Origin of the sequence: Salicibibacter kimchii, assembly GCF_003336365.1 — a bacterium.
GTDB lineage: Bacteria > Bacillota > Bacilli > Bacillales > Marinococcaceae > Salicibibacter > Salicibibacter kimchii.
This window is the reverse complement of sequence record NZ_CP031092.1, coordinates 469515-491083: the sequence shown is the minus strand read 5'-3', so window position 1 is coordinate 491083 and position 21569 is coordinate 469515. Positions and strand designations below refer to the sequence as shown.

24 protein-coding genes are annotated in these 21569 nt (G+C 45.6%); 21 read left to right on the top strand and 3 right to left on the bottom strand.

Features of this window, described 5'->3' with window-relative positions; translation table 11 throughout:
* Positions 1-284 precede the first annotated feature (284 nt).
* The 6 genes from DT065_RS02665 (at position 285) to DT065_RS02640 (ending at position 4729) form a co-directional block, all read left to right on the top strand.
* Positions 285-1004 (top strand): DUF421 domain-containing protein, encoded by a 720-nt coding sequence (locus DT065_RS02665; protein ID WP_114370622.1) that lies wholly within the window; start codon positions 285-287, stop codon positions 1002-1004.
* A 45-nt stretch (positions 1005-1049) separates the two neighbouring features.
* On the top strand, positions 1050-1169 hold the full coding sequence (locus tag DT065_RS02660) for an FbpB family small basic protein (RefSeq protein ID WP_160112370.1): 120 nt from the start codon (positions 1050-1052) through the stop codon (positions 1167-1169).
* 196 nt (positions 1170-1365) lie between these two features.
* Positions 1366-1800: an acyl-CoA thioesterase gene (locus tag DT065_RS02655; RefSeq protein ID WP_114370618.1), complete on the top strand. Its 435-nt coding sequence runs from the start codon at positions 1366-1368 to the stop codon at positions 1798-1800.
* A 331-nt stretch (positions 1801-2131) separates the two neighbouring features.
* Complete coding sequence (gene nadE / locus DT065_RS02650; RefSeq protein ID WP_114376023.1) at positions 2132-2956, top strand: NAD(+) synthase; 825 nt, start codon at positions 2132-2134, stop codon at positions 2954-2956.
* A 44-nt stretch (positions 2957-3000) separates the two neighbouring features.
* Positions 3001-3909 (top strand): homoserine O-acetyltransferase MetA, encoded by a 909-nt coding sequence (metA, locus tag DT065_RS02645; protein ID WP_114376021.1) that lies wholly within the window; start codon positions 3001-3003, stop codon positions 3907-3909.
* Positions 3896-4729 (top strand): alpha/beta fold hydrolase, encoded by an 834-nt coding sequence (locus DT065_RS02640; RefSeq protein ID WP_114370616.1) that lies wholly within the window; start codon positions 3896-3898, stop codon positions 4727-4729. Before metA ends, DT065_RS02640 begins: the two co-directional genes overlap by 14 nt.
* Positions 4730-4773: 44 nt before the next feature.
* Here DT065_RS02640 and DT065_RS02635 read toward each other — a convergent pair whose 3' ends face one another.
* Together DT065_RS02635 and DT065_RS02630 are read right to left on the bottom strand one after the other, a co-directional pair.
* A complete protein-coding gene (locus DT065_RS02635) occupies positions 4774-5091 on the bottom strand; it encodes a YppG family protein (protein WP_114370614.1) in 318 nt (105 codons plus the stop codon).
* Entirely contained in the window at positions 5088-5468 is a 381-nt protein-coding gene (locus DT065_RS02630) for an Hsp20/alpha crystallin family protein (RefSeq protein WP_114370612.1), read from the bottom strand. Before DT065_RS02630 ends, DT065_RS02635 begins: the two co-directional genes overlap by 4 nt.
* A gap of 168 nt (positions 5469-5636) precedes the next feature.
* On the opposite strand from DT065_RS02630, the gene DT065_RS02625 reads away from it, so the two are divergent.
* From DT065_RS02625 to DT065_RS02590, 8 genes are all read left to right on the top strand, one after another.
* Entirely contained in the window at positions 5637-6590 is a 954-nt protein-coding gene (locus DT065_RS02625) for a dipeptidase (protein WP_160112369.1), read from the top strand.
* 116 nt (positions 6591-6706) lie between these two features.
* On the top strand, positions 6707-7504 hold the full coding sequence (locus tag DT065_RS02620) for a SurA N-terminal domain-containing protein (protein ID WP_114370608.1): 798 nt from the start codon (positions 6707-6709) through the stop codon (positions 7502-7504).
* A gap of 507 nt (positions 7505-8011) precedes the next feature.
* Positions 8012-9214: a quaternary amine ABC transporter ATP-binding protein gene (locus DT065_RS02615; protein ID WP_114370606.1), complete on the top strand. Its 1203-nt coding sequence runs from the start codon at positions 8012-8014 to the stop codon at positions 9212-9214.
* The gene (locus tag DT065_RS02610; protein WP_114370604.1) at positions 9198-10037 is read left to right on the top strand and encodes an ABC transporter permease; all 840 of its coding nucleotides are present in this window, start codon (positions 9198-9200) and stop codon (positions 10035-10037) included. The genes DT065_RS02615 and DT065_RS02610 overlap by 17 nt, the downstream gene beginning before the upstream one ends.
* 72 nt (positions 10038-10109) lie before the next feature.
* Positions 10110-11105 carry a glycine betaine ABC transporter substrate-binding protein gene (locus DT065_RS02605; RefSeq protein WP_114370602.1) on the top strand — a complete coding sequence of 332 codons (996 nt, stop codon included), beginning with the start codon at positions 10110-10112 and terminating at the stop codon, positions 11103-11105.
* Between the two features lie 80 nt (positions 11106-11185).
* Complete coding sequence (locus tag DT065_RS02600) at positions 11186-12166, top strand: glycine betaine ABC transporter substrate-binding protein (protein WP_114370600.1); 981 nt, start codon at positions 11186-11188, stop codon at positions 12164-12166.
* Between the two features lie 138 nt (positions 12167-12304).
* Complete coding sequence (locus tag DT065_RS02595; RefSeq protein ID WP_160112368.1) at positions 12305-12808, top strand: chemotaxis protein CheW; 504 nt, start codon at positions 12305-12307, stop codon at positions 12806-12808.
* 695 nt (positions 12809-13503) lie between these two features.
* The gene (locus DT065_RS02590; protein ID WP_114370596.1) at positions 13504-13695 is read left to right on the top strand and encodes a DUF2187 domain-containing protein; all 192 of its coding nucleotides are present in this window, start codon (positions 13504-13506) and stop codon (positions 13693-13695) included.
* 103 nt (positions 13696-13798) lie between these two features.
* On the opposite strand, the gene DT065_RS02585 is transcribed toward DT065_RS02590, so the two are convergent.
* Positions 13799-14662 carry a YitT family protein gene (locus DT065_RS02585; protein WP_114370594.1) on the bottom strand — a complete coding sequence of 288 codons (864 nt, stop codon included), beginning with the start codon at positions 14660-14662 and terminating at the stop codon, positions 13799-13801.
* A gap of 156 nt (positions 14663-14818) precedes the next feature.
* Between DT065_RS02585 and dsdA the strand changes: the two genes are divergently transcribed.
* The 7 genes from dsdA (at position 14819) to DT065_RS02545 (ending at position 21525) form a co-directional block, all read left to right on the top strand.
* Complete coding sequence (gene dsdA, locus DT065_RS02580) at positions 14819-16177, top strand: D-serine ammonia-lyase (RefSeq protein WP_114370592.1); 1359 nt, start codon at positions 14819-14821, stop codon at positions 16175-16177.
* 101 nt (positions 16178-16278) lie between these two features.
* Positions 16279-16839, top strand: coding sequence for a helix-turn-helix domain-containing protein (locus tag DT065_RS02575; protein WP_160112367.1), 561 nt, complete (start codon positions 16279-16281; stop codon positions 16837-16839).
* A gap of 6 nt (positions 16840-16845) precedes the next feature.
* Complete coding sequence (locus tag DT065_RS02570; protein WP_114370588.1) at positions 16846-17574, top strand: AzlC family ABC transporter permease; 729 nt, start codon at positions 16846-16848, stop codon at positions 17572-17574.
* Positions 17571-17870, top strand: a complete 300-nt coding sequence (locus DT065_RS02565; protein WP_114370586.1) for a branched-chain amino acid transport AzlD family protein — start codon at positions 17571-17573, stop codon at positions 17868-17870. Before DT065_RS02570 ends, DT065_RS02565 begins: the two co-directional genes overlap by 4 nt.
* 325 nt (positions 17871-18195) lie before the next feature.
* Positions 18196-18909, top strand: a complete 714-nt coding sequence (locus DT065_RS02555; protein WP_114370582.1) for an ABC transporter ATP-binding protein — start codon at positions 18196-18198, stop codon at positions 18907-18909.
* 31 nt (positions 18910-18940) lie between these two features.
* Entirely contained in the window at positions 18941-19717 is a 777-nt protein-coding gene (locus tag DT065_RS02550) for an ABC transporter permease (protein ID WP_114370580.1), read from the top strand.
* 245 nt (positions 19718-19962) lie between these two features.
* On the top strand, positions 19963-21525 hold the full coding sequence (locus tag DT065_RS02545) for a catalase (protein ID WP_114376019.1): 1563 nt from the start codon (positions 19963-19965) through the stop codon (positions 21523-21525).
* Positions 21526-21569: the final 44 nt, after the last annotated feature.

Here is a 21569-nt window from a genome sequence, read left to right as displayed (position 1 = left end):
CAAACGGCTAGGTTTTTTTGCGTAATATCGGTTATGTTTTCTTTTTTGAGGTGCCATGACCCGTTCATGGTACCGCTGAGTGACTGTGTTTCTTTTTCAATGGTGCCATGAGCCAATCATGTGAACCATTGATTAGATTTATTTTCCTTGTAGAGGTGTCATGGTGGAACGTGAATGTTTGGAAGTAGGAACATAAATATTTCACGTACCGTAATGAACCATGAATATTTCCCATCAAATCGTAAATGATGAAACAGACATCATTGATAAGGTGGGATACAGGAATGGAAAACATCACCGACATTTGGATGGGGTCAAACGACTTGCCGTTTTATGGTTTTATCGTTCGTGCCATCTTTGTTTACCTATACATATTCCTTATGGTTAAGGTGATCGGTCAACGGTCCATGGCCAACATCGATCCACTGGACTTTATTTTTGGTGTCATCATCGGGGATGTTATAGGGGAAACCGTATCAAGCGGAGATGAAGAACTTACCGGTCCCGTTGCCGGAGCTGCTGTCATCGCTTTTTTACATTGGCTTTTTTCTTTTGCCAGCCTAAAATTGCCTCGATTTAGAAGGTTGGTTGAGGATGAACCGTTCATTATTATTGAAAAAGGACAGATTCTAGATCATGTGCTTACAAGAACCGGCATGACCATTGAACAATTACTCATGGAACTTAGGCAACATGACGCGTCCGATTTAAATGAAATTGATTATGCGGTGTTGGAACCAAATGGGAACATTAGCGTGATTAAACGTAGTCCGTTTAATGCGGCGACTGCCTACGATGTCGGGTTGAGCCCGCAAAACAGAGGATACCCGAAAGTAATCATCAGTGACGGGAAGGTCGTACCCGAGAACATGGAAAAAATCATGACGCACGCTGAATTGGAAAAAGGGATCATGGATCATGGCTATAACGCCGTTGAAGACATCTTTTTGATGACGGTTAATGAAGTTGATGAATGGTATATTAGCCCACGCCTCCGTGTATAAAAATGGACAAATCCTCCGATAATAGAAATAAAAGGAGGCGTTCCTGTGCGAAGAGTTAAAAATGTTCGCTTTATCGATTTGTTACGGGACAATCGCGAAGCGATTCTTAACGATCGAGAAGAAATGAATCGAATAGAAGAGCGCTTGGATGCTAAAAGAAAATAACCCCCGTATGTTGCACATTGGCTGTCGCTATCTTGTTACAAGGTGAGGCGGCCTTTTTTTATTTTTACGATCCCTTTTTCTTGATTGAAGGATGATTGTTTATTATTCTAAATAGTAGCAGGCTTATTAGTCAGATGTTGACGAAAGCCATAAACGAACATCCGAACAACTTTTTAGTGAAAGTAGGCGTATATGCTTGAAAACAGCGTGCACCAACATACAAGTTCGATACGCGGAAACAGATCAAATGGGGGTTGTTCACCATTCCCAGTATTTAATATGGTGTGAGATTGGTCGAACCGCACTGATCAACGATTTGGGCTTTTCCTATGCCAAATTGGAAGAGGACGGTGTACTTGCCCCGGTAACGGATGCTAATTTGTCTTATAAAAGAGCGGTTCGATATGGGGAAACCGTTCGCGTAGAGACATGGATCGAAGCTTACGATGGAATTCGAGCGGTGTACGGCTACGCCATATATAATGAAGAGGACCAATTATGCGTAAGTGGAACAACCACGCATGTGATCGTTGACCGTGAACGTTTTCGTCCCCGTTCCATGAGAAAACACTTGCCGGAATGGCACGACGTGTATGAACGGGAAAAGAAACAAAAAGAAGAGAGCGAATAATGCCGCTATGGCCTTTGGGATCGATAAATACGAACTGAAAAAATGGAAAGCGCGAGCGATCGCCGGCGAAATTGCTATTATTACCCATTATTGGTTAGATGAACGGTTTCCCGACTGTGATTCTGTGACGAAAGTAGCCTGTGGGGATTACAAAAAACTGGTACAATGGGGAAAGGCATACGGATTGAAGGAAAGATGGATTCATGAACGTGGGAAATTATCCCATTTTGACCTCTTCGGGCATTATCAAAGACGTGTGCTGTTCGCAGAAGGTTTAGACCAACAATGGCAAAAATTTATAGATGATGAAGCAAGACGGGGAGGTTATGCAATGCAACAGGAAACGATTATTCGTGCTTTGAGTGTCCAACCGACCATTGACCCCGATAAAGAATACGAAAAGCGAAAAGGATTTTTAAAGTCCTACGCCAAACACGTACGTGCAAATGGTTTCGTGCTTGGCATATCCGGAGGACAAGATTCGACATTGTTGGGGAAGATGGCACAAGAAGCAGTCGAAGAACTTCGTGAAGAGGAAAACGGGCATTATCAGTTTATTGCCTTGCGCCTCCCCCACGGGGAGCAACAGGATGAAGATGATGCAAGTAAAGCACTCGCGTTTATTCAACCGGACCGTACGGAAACAATCAATATCCAACCGGCGGTGGATGCTTCTACAAACAGCTTTGCACAAGCGTTTGACAAGGAGCTTAGTGATTTTCATAAAGGGAATACAAAGGCTCGAGAACGTATGAAGGTCCAATATGATGTGGCGGCCACATTTGGCTTGCTCGTCATCGGAACGGATCATGCCGCGGAGGCGATTACCGGTTATTTTACCAAACACGGGGATGGAGCTTGTGACATCGTCCCGTTGTATGGATTGAATAAACGACAAGGCAAAGCGCTTTTACGAATGTTGGACGCTCCATCATCGACCTATATGAAAACCCCGACGGCCGACTTGCAAGATGATCGGCCCGGCCTGTCAGACGAAGAAGCATTAGGATTGACATACGATGAAATTGATGATTTTCTGGAAGGAAAAACCGTTAGCGTCACAGTCGAGAACAAGCTAATGAACTATTATCGCGTAACCGAACATAAACGACGCATGCCTGTAAGCCCTCAAGATGAGTGGTGGGAAAATATCTAGAAATAAGAAATACCCGAACAGAACAAAGGAGTATGGGGAAAACGATGCCAATAAAAATTCCGAACGAATTACCGGCAAAAGATATACTGCAGCAAGAGAATATATTCGTAATGAATGAAAGGCGGGCGTATACGCAAGACATCCGTCCGTTGCATATCGTTATATTGAATTTAATGCCATTGAAAGAAACGACGGAAACCCAACTTTTACGATTGTTGGGAAATTCTCCTCTGCAAGTGGATATTACGTTCTTACATCCGAGCACACACCGATCAAAAAATACCTCCCCTGAACATTTGGAAGCTTTTTATAAAAGTTTTGCGGATGTCAAGGATCAATATTTTGATGGCATGATCATCACCGGTGCACCGGTTGAACGATTATCCTTCGAGGACGTTGACTATTGGGACGAATTGGTTGAAATGTTGGAGTGGAGTAAAACCAACGTCACTTCCACCTTGCATATTTGTTGGGGAGCACAGGCAGCCTTATATTATCATTTCCAAATTCCGAAGTGTGAGCTGCCCCGCAAACAATTCGGAGTTTACAAACATGAGATTAAAGTGAAGAACAGTCCGCTTTTGCGTGGGTTTGACGATCAATTTTATGTTCCCCATTCCCGATATACGACGACGAAAAATGAGGATATTGAAGCAGAAGAAGAGCTGGTTATACTGGCTGATTCGGACGACGCCGGTGTGTACTTGATCTCAGATTTTAACGGAAGTCAGGTGTTTGTCACCGGACACGCGGAATATGATGCAACAACTTTAAGAGACGAGTACAACCGCGACCGAGAACGAGGACTCGATACACAAGCGCCGACCGGTTATTTTCCGAGCGAGAATCCGGACAATGATCCTTTACTCATTTGGAGAGCCCATTCCCATCTGCTTTTTTCCAATTGGCTAAACTATTACGTCTACCAAGAAACACCTTATGAGTTACGTTGATCGCTACCCGGTTCAAGCGGATGAAATAAATGTGCAACACTATCCCGCGACTGAAAACAACGCATCACAGCGATTGTTCGTATTGATTCATGGGTTCATGTCCTCAGCCTATAGCTATCAAGCACTTATTCCCGAGTTGCGCTTTTATGGCCAGGTTGTGACCTTCGATCTTCCCGGTTTTGGGCGTAGCAAGAAAACATTGCGATACCGCTATTCATACGCCCAATATGCAAAGACGGTCCATGCCATACTACAGCCATATGTGAGTGAAAAAACCGAAGTGATTCCCGTCGGTCATTCCATGGGCGGGCAGATTGCCCTCCGTTTGCCAAAAATAATGCCTCGTCCGCCGAAAAAAATTGTGTTGCTGGGCAGTTCCGGAGGGATCGCCCGTCTCCCTTATTGGGTACGGGCCGCTACATATCTCCCCTTTTTTTCAACATGGCTCAGGCGTTATATACGCAAACACGATGTCCGCAATATTTTGCATGAAGTCATCTACGATGCGTCCATCATTACGAACGAACACGTATATGCTTATGAAAAACCCTTACAGGAAAAAGCGATGTATCAATCGCTGACAAAATTTATTCGCCACCGCGAAGGCGATTTAACGAAAACGGAACTCGCGGACATCCACGTGCCAATCCTGTTGCTGTGGGGAGAAGCAGACCGTGTCGTACCTTTGAATGTAGGAGAAAAGCTCGTACGTGCCTTGCCCAGCGCCACAATTTTAACTTATCCGGAAATTGGCCATCTTCTTCCGGAAGAGATGCCGAAGGAAACAGCAAAAGCGATCCAATCATTCACGGAGGCTTGAGTTAAAAAGCAAACCGGCACGGGGTTCTCCCGCGCAGGCCGGTTTTACCTTCGGTACAGAAAGATGGAAGAGAGCTGCTTAATCATCGGTGAAACTTGCTGGTACGTTTTCACAGCTGTATCAATGGTTGTCATTGTCTTCTGAACATCTAGATTGCCATTCTCATTCGTGAATCCTGTCATAATCCCGGAGACAGCCGGTGGCATCGGTTTTTTCCCCGCGTTTCCATAAACGGGCGGTGGTGGATTGCCATTAAGCGGTCCGGAAATCGGTGGCAACGAAGGCGGATAAGGACGTGGCGGATACATGTACGGCTCTTCATAGTGAGACGGTCGCGGCCGATGCTGAGGGTGATTGATCATTCATGCTCATCTCCTTTCAGGATATTGAAATAAATGTCCACATGATCGTTGCAGCAAACAACGGAATAACTGCTCGGGTCTGCGTTCGCGGGAAGCGATGTATGCGTAGCACATTCCATCAATGCTTGGTAAGCGAAAACAATGCCAGTTTTTTCGTTCACTTGTTTTTCCTCCGTCGTTTGTTGAAAGCGGATATGCAACGTGTGAGTGTCAATGTAGGCGATTACGTTCTCTGCGCGCATCCCCGGGATCGGGAAGCGTATGATCCAATACTCTTCTGTTTTTGTCTGCGCCGGTGTAAGTGACGAGCCAAAAAAACCGGCGTCATTCGTGTACCAACGGCTAAATACCTTTACAGGGAAAAAGGAATTTTGCATAGCGCCCCTACTTTCCATTCCCTCTTTTCAGGTTGCTTGATCTGCATAGCGAAAAGGGTTTACTAGCGTTTACGATAGCCTATGAAAAACAAAAGGAAAATGTTTGGGCGTCTCTCACGTTCTGCAGAAGAGAAGATAAAATGTAATTTGGGAAAAGGGGAAAAACGCATGTATATCGCCGATGCACATTGTGACGCACTCTTGCAATTATGGAGCGATGACACCAAGGACTTCGAAACGGATCCGGTTGTCAATGGGGATGCCTTGAAAAAGGGGGACGTTAACGCACAAGTGTTTGCTGTGTTTGATCCGGTTTATGAGCGGCGTGATGACGGTTTTTCGATCATCCTGCGGCAATTGGATGTTTTCCATGAAAAAGTACGTACGCATTCGCGAATCACGTATGCCCCGGGAGAACCATTAAGGACAGAAAGCCGAAAAACAAGGGCGATTCTAGCCCTTGAAGGTGCGGACGCCGTTTCTGATGATTGGATGAGATGGCGATTGTTGAAACGGTTGGGGATTGAAAGCGTGGGCTTGACGTGGAATGAAGGAAATAGCCTTGCCGCGGGTTGTTTTGAACAAAAGGCAAACGGGCTGTCAAATAAAGGTGAGGCGGTCGTGGATTGGTTGAAAGCGGAAGGAATGATCTTGGATGGCGCCCATCTTAATGAGCAATCCTTTTACGAAGCACTTGAACGTTGTGGCACATTTTTTGTCAGTCATGCTAATGCTCGTGGCGTGCATGATCATGTACGAAATTTAACGGATGAGCAGTTGCGGATGGTTAAAGAAAAAAATGGGCTGATCGGCATGACGTTTTTCTCATCATTCATAAACGGCGAAAAAGAAGCAGGATTTGCCGACTTGGCTCGTCATATCGACGAGGTAAGCAGCCGGATAGGACCGGAATATATCGGTTTCGGTTCTGACTTTGACGGAATCGCCTTCCCTGTAAAAAGATTGGAAGGGCCGCACCGGCTGCCGGCATTACTTGACTGGCTGCTTACGCGCTATAAAGAAGAAGATGTAAAACGGTGGGCGGGTGAAAACTTCCGGACATTTTATAACCGGCACATTGAAAAGAATAAAACGGCCATTCAGAGAGGGCGGCTTCAATAATATATGTCACAAAATGGTCACAATAATGAAACAAGATATAAATGTGATGAAGATTGCAGGAGCTTCTTGTTTTTGTGTTATAATGCCCTCAGCTTGTGGAAGGAAGGAGCTTTTACGTGAAAAAAGTTTTAGCAACGAGTGGACTGTCGTTTCTGCTTGCGATTGGACTGGCTGCATGTGGGGGCGATGGCGAAGAAAACGGAGAAGAAGGAGATACAGATAACGGGGAAGGAGAAGGGGAAGAGCAAGCCAGTGACGCGCTTCCGGATGAGGAAATGGAAATGCCGGAGCCGGACATTGACTTAGACGATGTTCCCGATCCTGTTGCTGAGGTAAATGAAGAACAAATCGGTAAAGAAGCATTTGAAGAGATCTACACCATGCAGGTGGAGCAGTTAGCGCAAACCCAGATGATGGATATTACCGAAGATGAGGAACAAGACCAACAAGTTCGCGAGCAAATCGCAAACCTGCTCGTAGAAGAGGAACTGCTTCTGCAAGAAGCTAACGATCGTGGCATTGAAGTGAGCGACGAAGACATGAATGAAACGATCGAAGAATTGGCTGGAGGCATGGGCCAAGACACGGAAGCATTCTATGAAGCGATGGAAGCACAGGGCATGTCCGAAGACGAAGTACATGACATGTTAGTGGAAGAGCTTCGCGTCGAGCAGTTGGTAGAAGAAGAATTCGGAGAAGTTGAAATCAGCGATGAAGAATTAGAAGAGCTTTATGATGAGCAAATCGCGATGATGGAACAACAAATGGGCGATGAAATGGAAGAAGATCCGCCCGAGCTCTCTGAAATGGAAGATCAACTGCGGGACCAGGCGGAACAAATGGAAATCCAAGAAAATCGCGAAGCATTAACGAACGATCTTGAAGAAGATGCTAACATTGAAATACACGTGTAGAGGTGTAAAGTTTAAAAAGGCTTGCCATTTGGCAAGCCTTTTTATAATAAAAAAGTATCTCTAGTTCTTATTTTATAATAAGTAGTAAGTACTGGTTAATTTTCAATTTATTTACATAAAAATTACGTGAATTTCAACGATATTAAAAGATATATGCAGAAAAAAACAAGAATATAGAGGTTTATAATGAACAATGCATTTTATAAAAAGAATACGCGGTGTAAATCTTTTATGTTCCATTTGTTTTCAGTTCGTGAAAGGAGTATAGTATTTAAAGTATGATGCTGTACGGATGAACGATTGTTACTTCATAGGACATTAGTTGTGTTTAACCAAAGGAGGAATCGTTCCAACATCATCGTGAAATGGGTGGAAAATCTTGATCAACGCTGGTGAATGTGTGCTAAAGTTACCATGAGCTGAAAATGACATTGCTTTAAAATTGATCCTGGATTTTTTTGGACACCTTATTCCTACACAAAATGAACCGCCGAAGGAGTGAATTCATTGGCGAAGATCAAGGTTGAAAATTTGACCAAGGTATTTGGAAAAAGGCCGGAACGGGCCGTTTCCCTTTTAAGGAAAAACAAATCAAAAGGAGAGATTCTCGAGGAAACAGGCCTTACCGTCGGTGTGAACAAAGCATCGTTTGATGTCAATGACGGTGAAGTATTTGTGATCATGGGTTTGTCGGGGAGTGGAAAATCAACGCTCGTCCGTTTGCTGAACCGTTTGATCGAACCGACAACAGGCGCTGTCTATTTAAATGACGAAAACCTGGCGGAAATACATGAAAAAAAATTACGGACGATTCGCCGCCAATCGATGAGCATGGTGTTCCAGAATTTTGGACTTTTCCCCTTTCGCACGGTCCGAAGCAACGTAGAGTACGGATTGGAAATACAGGGCTTTGATCAGGGAGAAAGGAGCAAAAAAGCCTTGGAAGCTCTTAAGCTTGTCGGTTTGGAAGGGTATGAAAATATGTTTCCCGATGAATTATCGGGCGGAATGCAGCAACGAGTCGGACTGGCCCGCGCCCTTGCCAACGACCCGGAAATCCTTCTCATGGATGAAGCATTCTCAGCGCTTGATCCTTTAATCCGAAAAGAAATGCAAGATGAGCTTATGGATTTACAAGAAAACATGAAGAAAACGATTATATTTATTACCCACGATTTGGACGAAGCCCTTCGCATTGGTGATCGCATTACGATAATGAAAGACGGCGCGATCGTCCAAATCGGAACACCTGAAGAAATACTTACAGCACCTGCAAACGATTATGTTGAGAAATTCGTCGAAGACGTCGATCGTTCAAAAGTGTACACGGCTCAAAACGTGATGACTCGTCCTGAAACCGTCAACCCGGAACGAGAAGGTCCGCGCGTCGCCTTACAGCGAATGCGTAAAGTAGGTATATCAAGCATTTATGTTACTCAACGTGATCGCACATTATTAGGCATTGTTCACGCGGACGAGCTATCCAAGCTTGTGGATGCAGGGAAAAATGATTTTATGGATGTCATCCGAAATGACATCCCAAGAGTGGAGCTTGATACCCCCGTGTCGGAGGTCATTGATTTGATTACAAACAGTAAAGTACCAGCGGCCGTCGTCCAAGACGGGAAACTTCGCGGCATTATCGTGCGAAGTTCAGTGCTCGGTGCCCTGGCAGGAGGAGAGGTGAATACCAATGGAACTGTTTCCTAGCCTGCCTCTCGCTGAATGGATTGAGCGTTTTGTTGATTGGTTGACGAATGCGGACGTGCTATTTGATTCCATTGACGCCCTCATCGGATGGGTACTGACCGCCTTAACGATGATCATGGACGTTGTCCCCATCCCGGTCGTGATTATCGGTATTCCGCTTCTTACGTATTTCTTCGCGGGCCGGAAAGTGGGTTTAAGCCTCTTCGTCTTTTTGGGGTTATTGCTCATCGATAATCTCCAATTTTGGGATGACATGATCCTTATGCTTTCCATCGTTTTGGCAGCGACCTTTATTTCCATTATAATAGGGGTTCCGTTGGGAATATGGATGTCAAAAAGCAGAGCGGTAGAGGCGGTCATGAAGCCGATTTTGGATTTCATGCAGACGTTGCCACAGTTCGTTTATTTAATTCCGGCGGTTGCCTTTTTCGGCATCGGTATGGAGCCCGGGGTTATTGCATCGGTTATTTTCGGAATGCCCCCGACGATCCGTTTAACGAACTTGGGGATACGGGAAGTGTCGACGGAAGTGATTGAAGCCGCGGACGCTTTTGGTTCCACACCCGGGCAAAAACTATACAAGGTGCAGCTGCCGATGGCGCGGACAACGATTATGGCAGGTGTAAACCAAACGATTATGTTATCATTGTCTATGGTCGTTATTGCGTCGATGATCGGTGCCGACGGCCTCGGGGATGTTGTCTACACAGCGGTTGGGCGAAATGATGTAGGCAGTGGTTTCGAAGCCGGCATCGCGATTGTGATCGTGGCGATCATTCTGGATCGTTTAACCGCCGGTTTTCAGCTTAGAAAGAAAAAGTAAATCACACTTCCCTGCCGCTGGCAGCGCGCAGGGGGGGGTTAATTAACATAATAGAAAGGGAGAGTGTTTTTAATGGTTAAACACTGGAAACGTCTCGGTCTTGTTACCGGACTTTCACTTACACTTGTTGCCGCCGGTTGCGGTGCAGATGAAGAAGGGGAGGACGCAGGCGGCGAAGACGACAATGGCGACGCCGAAGAAACAGAAGAAGACGAAGACGACGAAGACGACGACGAGGATGATGACACGAGTGGTGAAGCATCCGGCAATTACGGCGAAGACGTTGAGTATTCCATCACCGGTATTGATGGGGGATCCGGCGTTGTACAATCCACCGAAGATGCCATTGAAGATTATGATCTTGATTGGGATGTACAAACAAGCTCTGATGCAGCGATGATCCAGGAACTCGATAATGCTTATCAAGATGAAGAGCCGATTTTCTTAACCGGTTGGACCCCGCACTGGAAATTTCAAGAATATGACCTAAAGATTCTTGATGACCCTGAAAATTCCTATGGCGACGCTGAAAGTATTCACTCGATTGCACGTGAAGGGTTAGCGGACGATCATCCTGACGCCTATCAAATCATTGATAACTTTCAATGGGATGAAGCGGATATGGAAGAAGTTATGCTTGAAATTCAAGATGATGTAGATGAAGTCGAGGCTGCCCAAAACTGGATCGATGGAAACGAAGACATGGTTTCCGAATGGACAGACGGTGTCGATGAAGATGCCGGAGAAGGCGAAAGCATTAGCCTTTCTCTCGTTGCCTGGGACACGGAAATTGCCTCAACAAATGTTCTTGCTCAAGTACTCGAGAGTGTCGGTTATGATGTAGAACAAAATCAAGTGGAAGCCAACTATGTGTTTGCTTCTGTTGCTGACGGGGATGCTGATGCCTCTACGGCAGTATGGTTGCCACATACGCATGCCGATTACCATGAGGATTATCAAGAGGACTACGAAGATCTAGGTCCTAACTTGGAAGAAGGCGCACAACTCGGTCTTACCGTTCCAGCCTATATGGATATTGAGTCCATTGAAGATCTTCAAGAAGAGTAAGTATACAAGCAGCCCAAAGATGAAGATCTTTGGGCTGCTTACATAACATAAGTTATATTTTAGGAGAGGGTTTAACTGTAATGATGAAATTAAAACGAATGGGTACGGTGACAAGCCTGGGGTTGATCCTTGCTGCCACCGGTTGTGGCGCAGAAGATGAAGGCGAGGATGCAGACGTAGAAAGTGACAACGGCGATGCCGAAGAAACAGAAGAGGACGACGCTGACTCGGCGGATGATGCCGATAGCGAAGCATCATCGAATTACGCTGAGGAAATGGATTATACGATTACAGGCATCGATGGTGGTGCCGGAATCATGCAATCCGCTGAACAAGCGATCGAGGATTATGATAATCTTGATGACTGGACGCTGCAATCGAGTTCGGAAGCCGCGATGATCACTGAGATGGAAGAAGCCATTGAAAATGAAGAACCGATCGTCGTCACCGGCTGGGATCCGCACTGGAAATTTGCCGCCCACGATCTTAAATACCTTGACGATCCGGAGTTGTCTTTCGGAGAGCCGGAAGATATTGATACACTCGTCCGTGAAGGATTACAAGACGATGCGCCGGAAGCTTATGAAATCCTGGATAATTTTGAATGGACAGCTGATGACATGGCAGAAATCATGTATGATATCGTTGTTGAAGACATCGATGAATTCGAGGCTGCGCAAAGTTGGATCGATGACAACGAAGATGTCATAAACAGTTGGACGGAAGGCGTAGACGAAGTGGACGGTGAAACGTTCGAAATTATTCACGGCCCGTGGGATTCGGATTTGTCCGCGGTGAGCATGATGTCGATCGTGTTGGAAGACCAAGGTTATGATGTGGATTTAAATAGTGTGGAAGCGAACTATATGTATACAGCGGTCGCGGATGATGATGCAGATGCAATGATTCAGGCATGGTTGCCGCACACCCATGGCGCTTACTATGAAGACGTGGAAGATGACGTGGAGAATTTAGGCCACAATATGGAAGGGGAAGCCGCGCTTGGCTTGGTTGTACCCGAATATATGGACATTGACTCCATTGAAGACTTACAAGAATAATATACAGCAAATGAACCCGAGGGATTAGGGAGTACATCTCTCGGGTTTTTCTTTCTATCTTTTGGATGGAGTGCTAGGATAAAAATAAGGAAAATGATCGAAATAACGAGAAGGGGGCATAGGTGTCAAGCATTCGGCTTGGCAGCAACAGATATGAAGGAACAACCTTTTGTTTTTTCAGAAGCGCCGGTTTCCCAAGGAACCGATCAGCTGGAAGTGATTCTTTATGAGGTGGACGACGTTTTATTCGCGATTGATATTCTTGACGTGAGGGAAATTATACAAACGTCGGAAGTCACGGAATCCCCAAACCGGCACCCCCACGTCGATGGGGTCATCCAATTGCGGGAAGAATGGGTCCCGGTGGTTAACCTTGCCAAGGTTCTTAATCTGAAGGCGCATCCGGCAGCCCAAGAAAATAAATTCATGCTTACGGAAGAAAACCAAAACAAAATCGCTTTTCATGTGCAAAAAGTCACAAAAATTTTGCATCTGCGGCGGACGGATGTAGAAAAACCCGATGCGTTATCGAAAGGGTTGGAATCCAACGTGTCCGGCGTCCTTCGTATTGATGGCCGTATCGCTTTCATGTTGGATCAAGAGAAAATCATCACGGATATCCTTTCAGGTTCCTTTGAGTAAAACAAATGCTTACCAAGATAGGCTGTTGTCATACAGAAGCAGAGGGATCAATGCTTGTAAAACAGATCCTTTTTAATCCTCTGTATTCATGCTTTTTTCACCAAGGCACCCTGCTTTTAGGGTGTTTTTTTGTTAGGACTATAGCACAGTGTTATATAAAATAACAATTTTATGTTGACTGTAGTATAACAATCCTTTACAATGAACCTAACAAAACAAAGGGGATGATTCATATGGCAAACACAGAGGGAAAAAGAGAACAAAATCGTGAGTCTGTGTCAGAACAGAAAACAGTCATTGAATTAATTAATGACTATCATGGGTAATCACACGCGATAAAATAGTTATTCTCTTTTTTTCATAGTTTCCCACTCAAATAAATGTGCCCTTTCTGTTCCATGTATGCTAAAATAAAGTGAAACTTCCATCAGAGGTGGGTTTCCTCTGAGGAAGGAAGTCGGCTAAAACCGTCACGTCCTGTGACAACGCCGACACTAGCATATCCTGTGCGTCGGATCGGGGTGTTAGTCGTCCGCTTTACCGGAAATCAGACGTCGGATACCGGAAGTCGGAAGATCCATTCTTCGCTTCCTGAGGCATTTTCTGACCTCTGGCATCTGAAAATCAGCCCTCTGGAATTACGGGCGCTTACCACCGGGATAATGAAAGCCCAATGTTTTTAGGAGAGATGCATAATGGAAGAGAAAGAAAATTTATTTGTCATCGGAGAAACCGTGCAATATGAAGGAGAATTATTGAAGGTTATCGCGGAGCATGAACGGACAATCGTGGCCGAATTTAATCGCTTTCCGATCCCTGAACGAGAAGAAGAGTTTCCTTTTCAGCGAATTGTCATTCGAAAAGGGAACGCCCAACGAGTAGGCTAATGGAAGGTTTAATGACAAAGCCATTCGTTTGAGAACTGTTTTATTTAACCGACGGAAAAGACCTCCCGTAAAAAAAGGGAGGTCTAATTTTTTGCCACGTTTTTTAATGAAGGTCGTTTTTGAATTTTCCTCCGTGCACTTCTTGCGCATTCATAACCGTAATAAATGCTTCTTTATCGATTTCAAAAACGATGGATTTTAATTTCATCACTTCCAAACGGGTGACAACAATATACAATACTTCTTTGTCGCTATGGGTGAAAGCGCCTTGCCCGTCCATGACCGTTAACGATCGCCCTAAGCGATGCACGACCGCGGAACTAAGCTGTGTGTACTTATTGGAGACGATGACGACCGCTTTTGTCTCGTTGATGCCCTGTAAAACTGCATCAATCGTTTTCGAGGCGACGAAATAGGTAATGACTGACAACATGGCCTGTTCCCACCCGAACACAAACCCCGCCCATGTAAAAATAAAGATGTTGATAAACATAACAAATTCGCCGACGGAAAACGGAGCATTTTTAGTCAGTAAAATGCCGAGAATTTCCGTTCCGTCAAGCGCCCCTCCGTAGCGGATCACGATGCCTATCCCTGCCCCGAGAATAAACCCTCCAAACAGCGTAGTAATCATCGGTTCATGAATAAAAGTCGTAAAATGATGAAGCTGTTGCTCCGTAATCGCCAGGATGACAATCCCATACAAAGACGTAAGAAAAAAAGTCGTGCCCACTTGTTTTAATCCAAACAGCAAAAAGGGTATATTAATAACGAGCACGAGAACACCGAAGCCTAAGCCGGTAAGTTCATTCAATATTAACGAAACGCCGATGACCCCGCCGTCAATCACGTCATTGGGGATCAAAAAAAGTTGAATCGCGATGGCTGTCAATACTGCGCCGCCCGTCACCATAAAACAACGGTACGTGAAACGAGCGATGCTTTCCTTGTGTTTTGTTGAAAACATGGCAGACGACCTCACAAATATTTTTTCGTATCAAGGGTTGCCGGTTGTAGACAAGCCCCCTCTATCAAATATATCGCCGTCGCTCAGCAAACATGCCTATTTTTTCTATTAAACGGTGAGGGACGAATGATAGTCCGCACACAAAGGAGTTTTTTCATGGAGAAGCAAACCATCCACGGACTTACGCCCGAAGAATGGATGAAGCGCCATCCGGCCATTGAAAGAATCACGAGGGCGGAGGAAGTTGTGTGGTTAAACCCGAAATACCAATCGTTTAACGATGATCGAGCTTCCTTCCCTCTATCTTTGGAAGACATAAAGGATGCGGCAGCAAGGTTCAGACGTTTTCAACCTTTAATTGCAACATTGTTCCCTGAAACAGCGGAAGATGATGGTTTAATTGAATCAAGCATGATCCAAATCCCGGAGATGCAATCCGTCTTATCGAATCATTACCGGGTGGATCTGCCGGGAAAGTTATGGGTGAAAGCAGATCACGAACTGCCAATTGCCGGGTCCATTAAAGCGCGCGGAGGAATATACGAAGTATTAAAGGTTGCGGAACATTTGGCGTTGGACCATGGCTTGCTTGAACCAAGCGATGATTACAGCCTGCTCGCCGGAGCGAAGGCTCGCGCATTGTTTCAGCAATATGGCGTCATGGTTGGCTCAACCGGAAATCTCGGCTTAAGCATTGGGATTATGAGCGCAAAACTTGGATTTAACGTGGACGTACATATGTCCGGAGATGCGAAAGAATGGAAAAAAGAAAAGTTACGAAGCCTGGGAGCGAAGGTTATTGAGCACAAGGACGACTTCTCCCGAGCGGTCACGGAAGGGCGCGAAGCCGCCCGGGAAGACCCCTATGTGTATTTTGTCGACGACGAATGGTCCCGGGATTTGTTCATGGGATATGCGGTTGCGGCACTCCGAATAAAAAAACAGTTAGAAAACGCATGCATTCAAGTGGATGAGCATCATCCATTGGTTGTATACTTGCCATGCGGGATTGGTGGCGGCCCGGGTGGGGTCACCTTCGGGTTAAAACAAGTCTTCGGGGACGCGGTTCATTGTTTTTTTGCAGAGCCGACGGAATCACCCGCGATGTTTCTCGGTTTAATGACGGGCATGCATGAAAAAGTGAGTGTCGGAGATTTTGGATTGAGTAATCGTACCGCTGCAGACGGTCTGGCGGTGGGGAGGCCTTCAGGCGTCGTCGGAAAAATGGTTGAGCCGATGGTCAGCGGCATGTATACGGTCCGAGACGACCATCTTTATCAACTTTTGCGGCAATTAAAGGACGCCGAAGACATGTATCTGGAACCCTCGGCGCTTGCCGCATTTCCCGGTCCTTACAACTTGATTGGCACCTCGGCGGGAAAAGAATATTTAAAGCAACATGGACTCAACGAAGAAAAACTCATCAACGCCACACATTTGCTGTGGGGCACAGGCGGCAGTATGGTTCCGGATGACGTGAAACAAGCGGACTATCAAGCTGCACTGAAAAAATGATCAAAGAGAGTCAAAACCATTTCCGAAGGTTTTGACTCTCTTTTTTTGTTTCATATATTGTGTTATTATTCAATATAAAGTAAACAATAGGGGGGGTGGAGTTGATCGACATCCATGAGCGAGTAGGACAAAACGTACAGCGCATCAGAAAAAGAAAAGGCTGGACCTTTGATAAAATTGCCGAACGTACCGGTGTCAGCAAAGGAATGCTTTATCGGATCGAAAAGGGCGAGACCCAGCCGACGATCACGACAGTATGGCGGATCGCGATCGGGTTAAATGTATCGTTTTCCTCTTTGATTAAACAAGAAACAGAAGTTGTCACCGTTGTGGAACGAAAAGAGACCCCCGATTTGGAAGAAGACAATGGTCGTTGCCGTCTATTTCTTCTTTTTCCATTTGACCCCGAGACGCAATTCGAAGTGTATACGATGATTTTACGGCCGGGTGCCAATTATCACTCGCTCCCGCATCCTGATGGGGTGCGGGAATACATTACGGTTAAGTCCGGGGAGGTTGCGATAACGCTTCACGAAAAGACGTATACGTTGGATGAGAAAATGAATATTCAATTTTCGGCAAATGTGGCCCATCAATATGAAAATCGTACCGATACGGAAACGGCTTTACAACTGATTATGTATTATGCGGACGAAGGATGATAAACAATGAGAGAACAACAGCTAGAGGCCGCCAACACCTCCACGTACGCGGAGGATTATTGGGAAGGGCTGAAAATGGCCGTACCGGTGATCCTCGGTTATTTGCCGATCGCCATCTCCTTTGGCGTACTTGCTGTGCAAACGGGTATTTCCTTTTTTCATGCAGTATTGATGTCACTGACCGTTTATGCCGGGGCAAGTCAATTTATGGCGCTAAACATGTTAGTGATTGGAACGGTTGGTCTCGAGATCGTTTTGGCAACGTTTATTTTAAACTTACGCCATTTTGTCATGAGCATTTCTTTGTTCAGCCACCTGCAACATGTTCCGAAACGATGGAAGGCGTTAATCGCCCAAGGGATTACCGACGAAAGTTTCGCACTCGCATCGCTTAAGCGAAAAGAACTCGGCACTTATCCGTCTGCAGCCATTTACTTAGGTATTTTCTCCGGAGCTTTTGGAATGTGGGTCATTGGTACGGCGATCGGAGCATTAATCGGAAATGTCGTGCCGGTAGCGTTAAGCGATAGCATGGGGATCGCTTTATATGCATTGTTTATTGGTTTGCTTGTCCCGGCCGTTCGCGCGTACTGGAAAATAGGGATTATCGCGGCCGGAAGCGCCGGTCTATCCTGGATTTTTTCTATTTATTTGTCTGAGGGTTGGGCGATTGTGCTTGCAACGGTGTTCGGAAGTTTGATCGGTGTATGGGTGCTTGAGGGGGATGAAGAATGACATTAACGCTTATCATTATCGCGATGGCGATCGTTACTTATCTGCCGAGAATGTTGCCGGTATTTATTATGGATCGCCTGCATTTTCCCGGATGGGTGAGTAAGTGGTTAAAAGCGATCCCGTACGCCGCACTCGGCGCATTAATCGTACCGGGCATTTTCACGGTCGAACCCGGCGCGCCGGTAGTCGGAGTCATTGGCGGGCTGGTGGCGGCTGTGATTGCTTATTTTAGAGGACATATTATGATCGTAATTGTTGCAGCGATTGTGACTGCTTTTTTGATCCAAAGGTTTTAACTAGGGGAGGGGAGGAGCGAATTAGACGCGCCTTTCCTTTTGTGTTGAACGTGGATCGATTGAATGGATCGTCGCGCGATGACAAACGAGAAAGCGCGGAAGGAAGCGTGAAACGCGAGCTTGGAAAATAAAACGGTAAAATTATCCCTCCAAGAAAGCGATGAAGGATCCAATGTACCTGTTTCCAACTTCATATAGAACCTCCTCCTCCTAGCTAAGTGGATTATTATTCGTTTAATTCATAAAAAAATAACAAGCAATAGTTTCGGAATGTTTTACCCTGGCGAGAGAAACGCTAAAATAATGAATGAAAAGAGGTGCGCGCATGAGCGAAACAGAAATGATCATTCATATGGAAGATGTACATACACCGATTCTTAAAAATATTTCTTTGCAAGTGAAGAAAGGCGAGGTCGTCACATTAATCGGAGGGTCCGGAGCCGGGAAAAGCAGTTTGCTCATGCTGCTCAATCGCTTGGCCGACCCTGACACAGGGACGATTTACTATAGGGGCGAAGATGTAAAAAAATACAATATTCCCGCGCTTAGAAAATCTATGGGCATGGTGTTACAATCTACATCTTTGTTTGAAGGGACGGTAGCAGACAATCTGGCCTTTGGCCCGAAATTATTTCAAGAGTGGGAAGAAAGCAGGGGAGAGGAGCTATTGAATCATGTGCAACTACCTGCTTCTTATCTGCATCGCGACGTGGAAACGCTCTCCGGCGGGGAACAACAACGCGTCGCGTTTGCCCGTACAATTGCCAATCGCCCGGATGTTTTGCTTCTTGATGAGGTGACAAGCGCGGTTGATCTCAGAAACGTTGAACTGATTGAAGCATTTTTAATGGAGATGGTCTCCAAGCGTGTCCATGCCATTATGATGGTTACCCACGATGTGAAACAGGCACAACGACTCGGGGACCGAACGGTCTTTATGGCCAACGGAGAAATCGTTGAAGCGGGGGCGACAGAAACATTATTTGCACATCCACAGACGGAAAAACTTCAGTATTTCCTCCATCATCAAAACGATTAAATGGTATTTTATTTACGAAAAGGAGGGACCCATGGCCCCTGAAATTTCGAATCTATCCATGTTTTTTCTGATTTTTTTTGTCCTAATTCCGGTTTCATTGTCTTATTTTTACGCCCTTGGGTTGAGCAAATCCATTCTCTGGTCCTCTTTTCGCGGCATCGTGCAGTTGTTTATCATCGGCTACGTCTTAACGTATTTATTTTCACTACCACCGGCGATCGGCATAACGATCATGCTCTCCATAATGACTGCTGTCGCCTCCTTTCACGCCAGTAAAAAAGGGGTGGGGCTACCCTTTGTTCGCTCGATTATTTTCGCGATCATCGTTGGTGTGGCCCTGCTTATTCTTGCCATGTGGCTCGGCTTTGACATGATTTCCTTTGAACCGGAGCAGGTGATCCCCATGAGCGGGATGGTGATCGGCAATAGTATGGTCGCGATTGGCCTTGCGCTCGAACGCATGAAAAGCGAATTTCAGCAATCAAGAGGTAAGCTTGTCGCGGCTTTGGCGTTAGGTGCACGACCGAAACAAGCATCTACCATCCTCATTCGTAAAATCGTCAAAGCCGCGATGATTCCGAATGTCGACGGCTTAAAAACCGTGGGACTCGTCCAATTGCCGGGAATGATGACAGGACTTATTTTAGGCGGCGTACCGCCCATTGAAGCGATTCGTTACCAAATCGTTATTTCCTTGAGCATCTTTACATCCGTTTCATTGGCGGCAATGATTACGACGCTTGTTTTTTATCGCTTCTTTTTTAATAAACAGTTGCAGTTGGTTGATGTAGAAAAAAATGAGGCATAAGTCGAGTTTCTCGGCTTATGTTTTTTTAGCAGGTAAGAAAGTATAAAAACTTTTTCCTGCATAAATGCAACAAAGGCTTTTGCCATTAAGGCTTGGCGATAAGCCGAATTTTCTAATGCATATAGCGAAAAGATTTAGGCGAAGCTAGAGGGAGTGAGGTATTTTTGAAAGGAGAGACGGCTATCGTGGAAAAAGATAATGAAAGAACGTCCTATGGAATAAATGTGAACGGCGAGGGGGACGCGATGGACGAACGTAGAGCGGAAAATGAGAAAGAAGATACGCTCACGAATCGACAGGGACATCCGATTACGGATAATCAAAATATGACCACTGTCGGCAATCGCGGGCCTACCACGCTTGAAAACTACGACTTTCTTGAAAAAATGAGTCATTTTGATCGCGAGCGTATACCGGAACGCGTTGTTCATGCGAGAGGTGCCGGGGCACATGGCTATTTTCAATCCTATGGAAAAGTAGGCGATGATCCGATTTCCAAATATACGAGGGCGAAGGTGTTTACGAATACCGACGTGGAAACACCGGTTTTTGTTCGCTTCTCTACAGTGATTCATGGAGGCCATTCCCCGGAAACACAGCGGGATCCTCGTGGGTTTGCTGTTAAATTTTATACAGAAGATGGAAATTGGGATTTGGTCGGCAACAATTTAAAAATTTTTTTCATCCGTGACGCGATCAAGTTTCCGGATGTCATTCACGCGTTAAAACCAGACCCGGTCACGAATCGTCAAGACCCGAGACGTATCTTTGATTTTATGGCAGCCTCCCCCGAGTCTACTCATATGATCACGTTTTTGTTTTCCCCGTGGGGAATCCCCGCTAACTATCGGCATATGCAAGGGTCCGGTGTAAACACGTATAAATGGGTAAATGACGAAGGAAAAGGGGTATTAGTCAAATACCATTGGGAACCGGTGCAAGGCATTAAAAACCTCACGCAAGAAGAAGCCGATCATATTCAAGGACAAAACTTTAACCACGCGACCCAAGACTTGTATGAAGCCATTGAAAATGGCGATTATCCGGAATGGGACTTGTACGTCCAGATTATGGAGGACAGGGAGCATCCAGAATTAGACTTTGATCCTCTAGATGACACGAAGCTCTGGTATAAAGATGAATTCCCGTGGCATAAAGTAGGGAAATTGACCTTAAATAAAAATCCGGAAAATTACTTTGCCGAGGTGGAGCAATCGGCCTTCGGAACGGGTGTCCTTGTGGATGGGCTCGATTTTTCCGATGATAAGATGCTCCAAGGTCGTACATTTTCTTACTCGGATACCCAGCGTTATCGAGTCGGACCAAACTATTTGCAGCTGCCCGTTAATGCGCCGAAAAAGCATCTTGGGACGAACCAACGAGACGGGCAAATGACGTATCATGTTGATAACCCGCCGGGGAGCGACCCGCATATTAATTACGAGCCATCGCTAACGGGCGGATTGAAGGAAGCAAATCATCAAGGAACCCCCCATGAACCTGAAGTGACTGGAAAAGTAAAGCGGGAAGCCATCGATCGAAAAGCCCATTTCAGCCAGGCAGGAGAAACATGGCGACGGTTTAACGAACGGGAGAAAGCTGATTTGATTTCCAATCTTTCGACCGCGCTTGCAGATGCAGATGAAGCTATCCAAAAACAAATGATTAGCAATATGACAGAAGCAGATTCAGAATATGGCCGTCGGTTAAAAGAAGGCATAGAGAAAGTACAGACATCGGAGAACGAAAAACAAGAAGAGGCTGTGCTGGACGCTGAACGCATGGGCGACGTCTCCGATCCGTATTAAGCAAGCAAAAAAGCCGTCAACGATAAGACGGCTTTTTTTGGTAA

Coding starts and splice junctions, on each gene's coding strand:
- DT065_RS02665 (WP_114370622.1), top strand. CDS start 285: ATGGAAAACATCACCGACATTTGGATGGGGTCAAACGACTTGCCGTTT.
- nadE (WP_114376023.1), top strand. CDS start 2,132: ATGCAACAGGAAACGATTATTCGTGCTTTGAGTGTCCAACCGACCATT.
- metA (WP_114376021.1), top strand. CDS start 3,001: ATGCCAATAAAAATTCCGAACGAATTACCGGCAAAAGATATACTGCAG.
- DT065_RS02640 (WP_114370616.1), top strand. CDS start 3,896: ATGAGTTACGTTGATCGCTACCCGGTTCAAGCGGATGAAATAAATGTG.
- DT065_RS02635 (WP_114370614.1), bottom strand. CDS start 5,091: ATGATCAATCACCCTCAGCATCGGCCGCGACCGTCTCACTATGAAGAG.
- DT065_RS02630 (WP_114370612.1), bottom strand. CDS start 5,468: ATGCAAAATTCCTTTTTCCCTGTAAAGGTATTTAGCCGTTGGTACACG.
- DT065_RS02625 (WP_160112369.1), top strand. CDS start 5,637: ATGTATATCGCCGATGCACATTGTGACGCACTCTTGCAATTATGGAGC.
- DT065_RS02610 (WP_114370604.1), top strand. CDS start 9,198: ATGGAACTGTTTCCTAGCCTGCCTCTCGCTGAATGGATTGAGCGTTTT.
- DT065_RS02605 (WP_114370602.1), top strand. CDS start 10,110: ATGGTTAAACACTGGAAACGTCTCGGTCTTGTTACCGGACTTTCACTT.
- DT065_RS02600 (WP_114370600.1), top strand. CDS start 11,186: ATGATGAAATTAAAACGAATGGGTACGGTGACAAGCCTGGGGTTGATC.
- DT065_RS02590 (WP_114370596.1), top strand. CDS start 13,504: ATGGAAGAGAAAGAAAATTTATTTGTCATCGGAGAAACCGTGCAATAT.
- DT065_RS02585 (WP_114370594.1), bottom strand. CDS start 14,662: ATGTTTTCAACAAAACACAAGGAAAGCATCGCTCGTTTCACGTACCGT.
- dsdA (WP_114370592.1), top strand. CDS start 14,819: ATGGAGAAGCAAACCATCCACGGACTTACGCCCGAAGAATGGATGAAG.
- DT065_RS02570 (WP_114370588.1), top strand. CDS start 16,846: ATGAGAGAACAACAGCTAGAGGCCGCCAACACCTCCACGTACGCGGAG.
- DT065_RS02565 (WP_114370586.1), top strand. CDS start 17,571: ATGACATTAACGCTTATCATTATCGCGATGGCGATCGTTACTTATCTG.
- DT065_RS02555 (WP_114370582.1), top strand. CDS start 18,196: ATGAGCGAAACAGAAATGATCATTCATATGGAAGATGTACATACACCG.
- DT065_RS02550 (WP_114370580.1), top strand. CDS start 18,941: ATGGCCCCTGAAATTTCGAATCTATCCATGTTTTTTCTGATTTTTTTT.
- DT065_RS02545 (WP_114376019.1), top strand. CDS start 19,963: ATGGACGAACGTAGAGCGGAAAATGAGAAAGAAGATACGCTCACGAAT.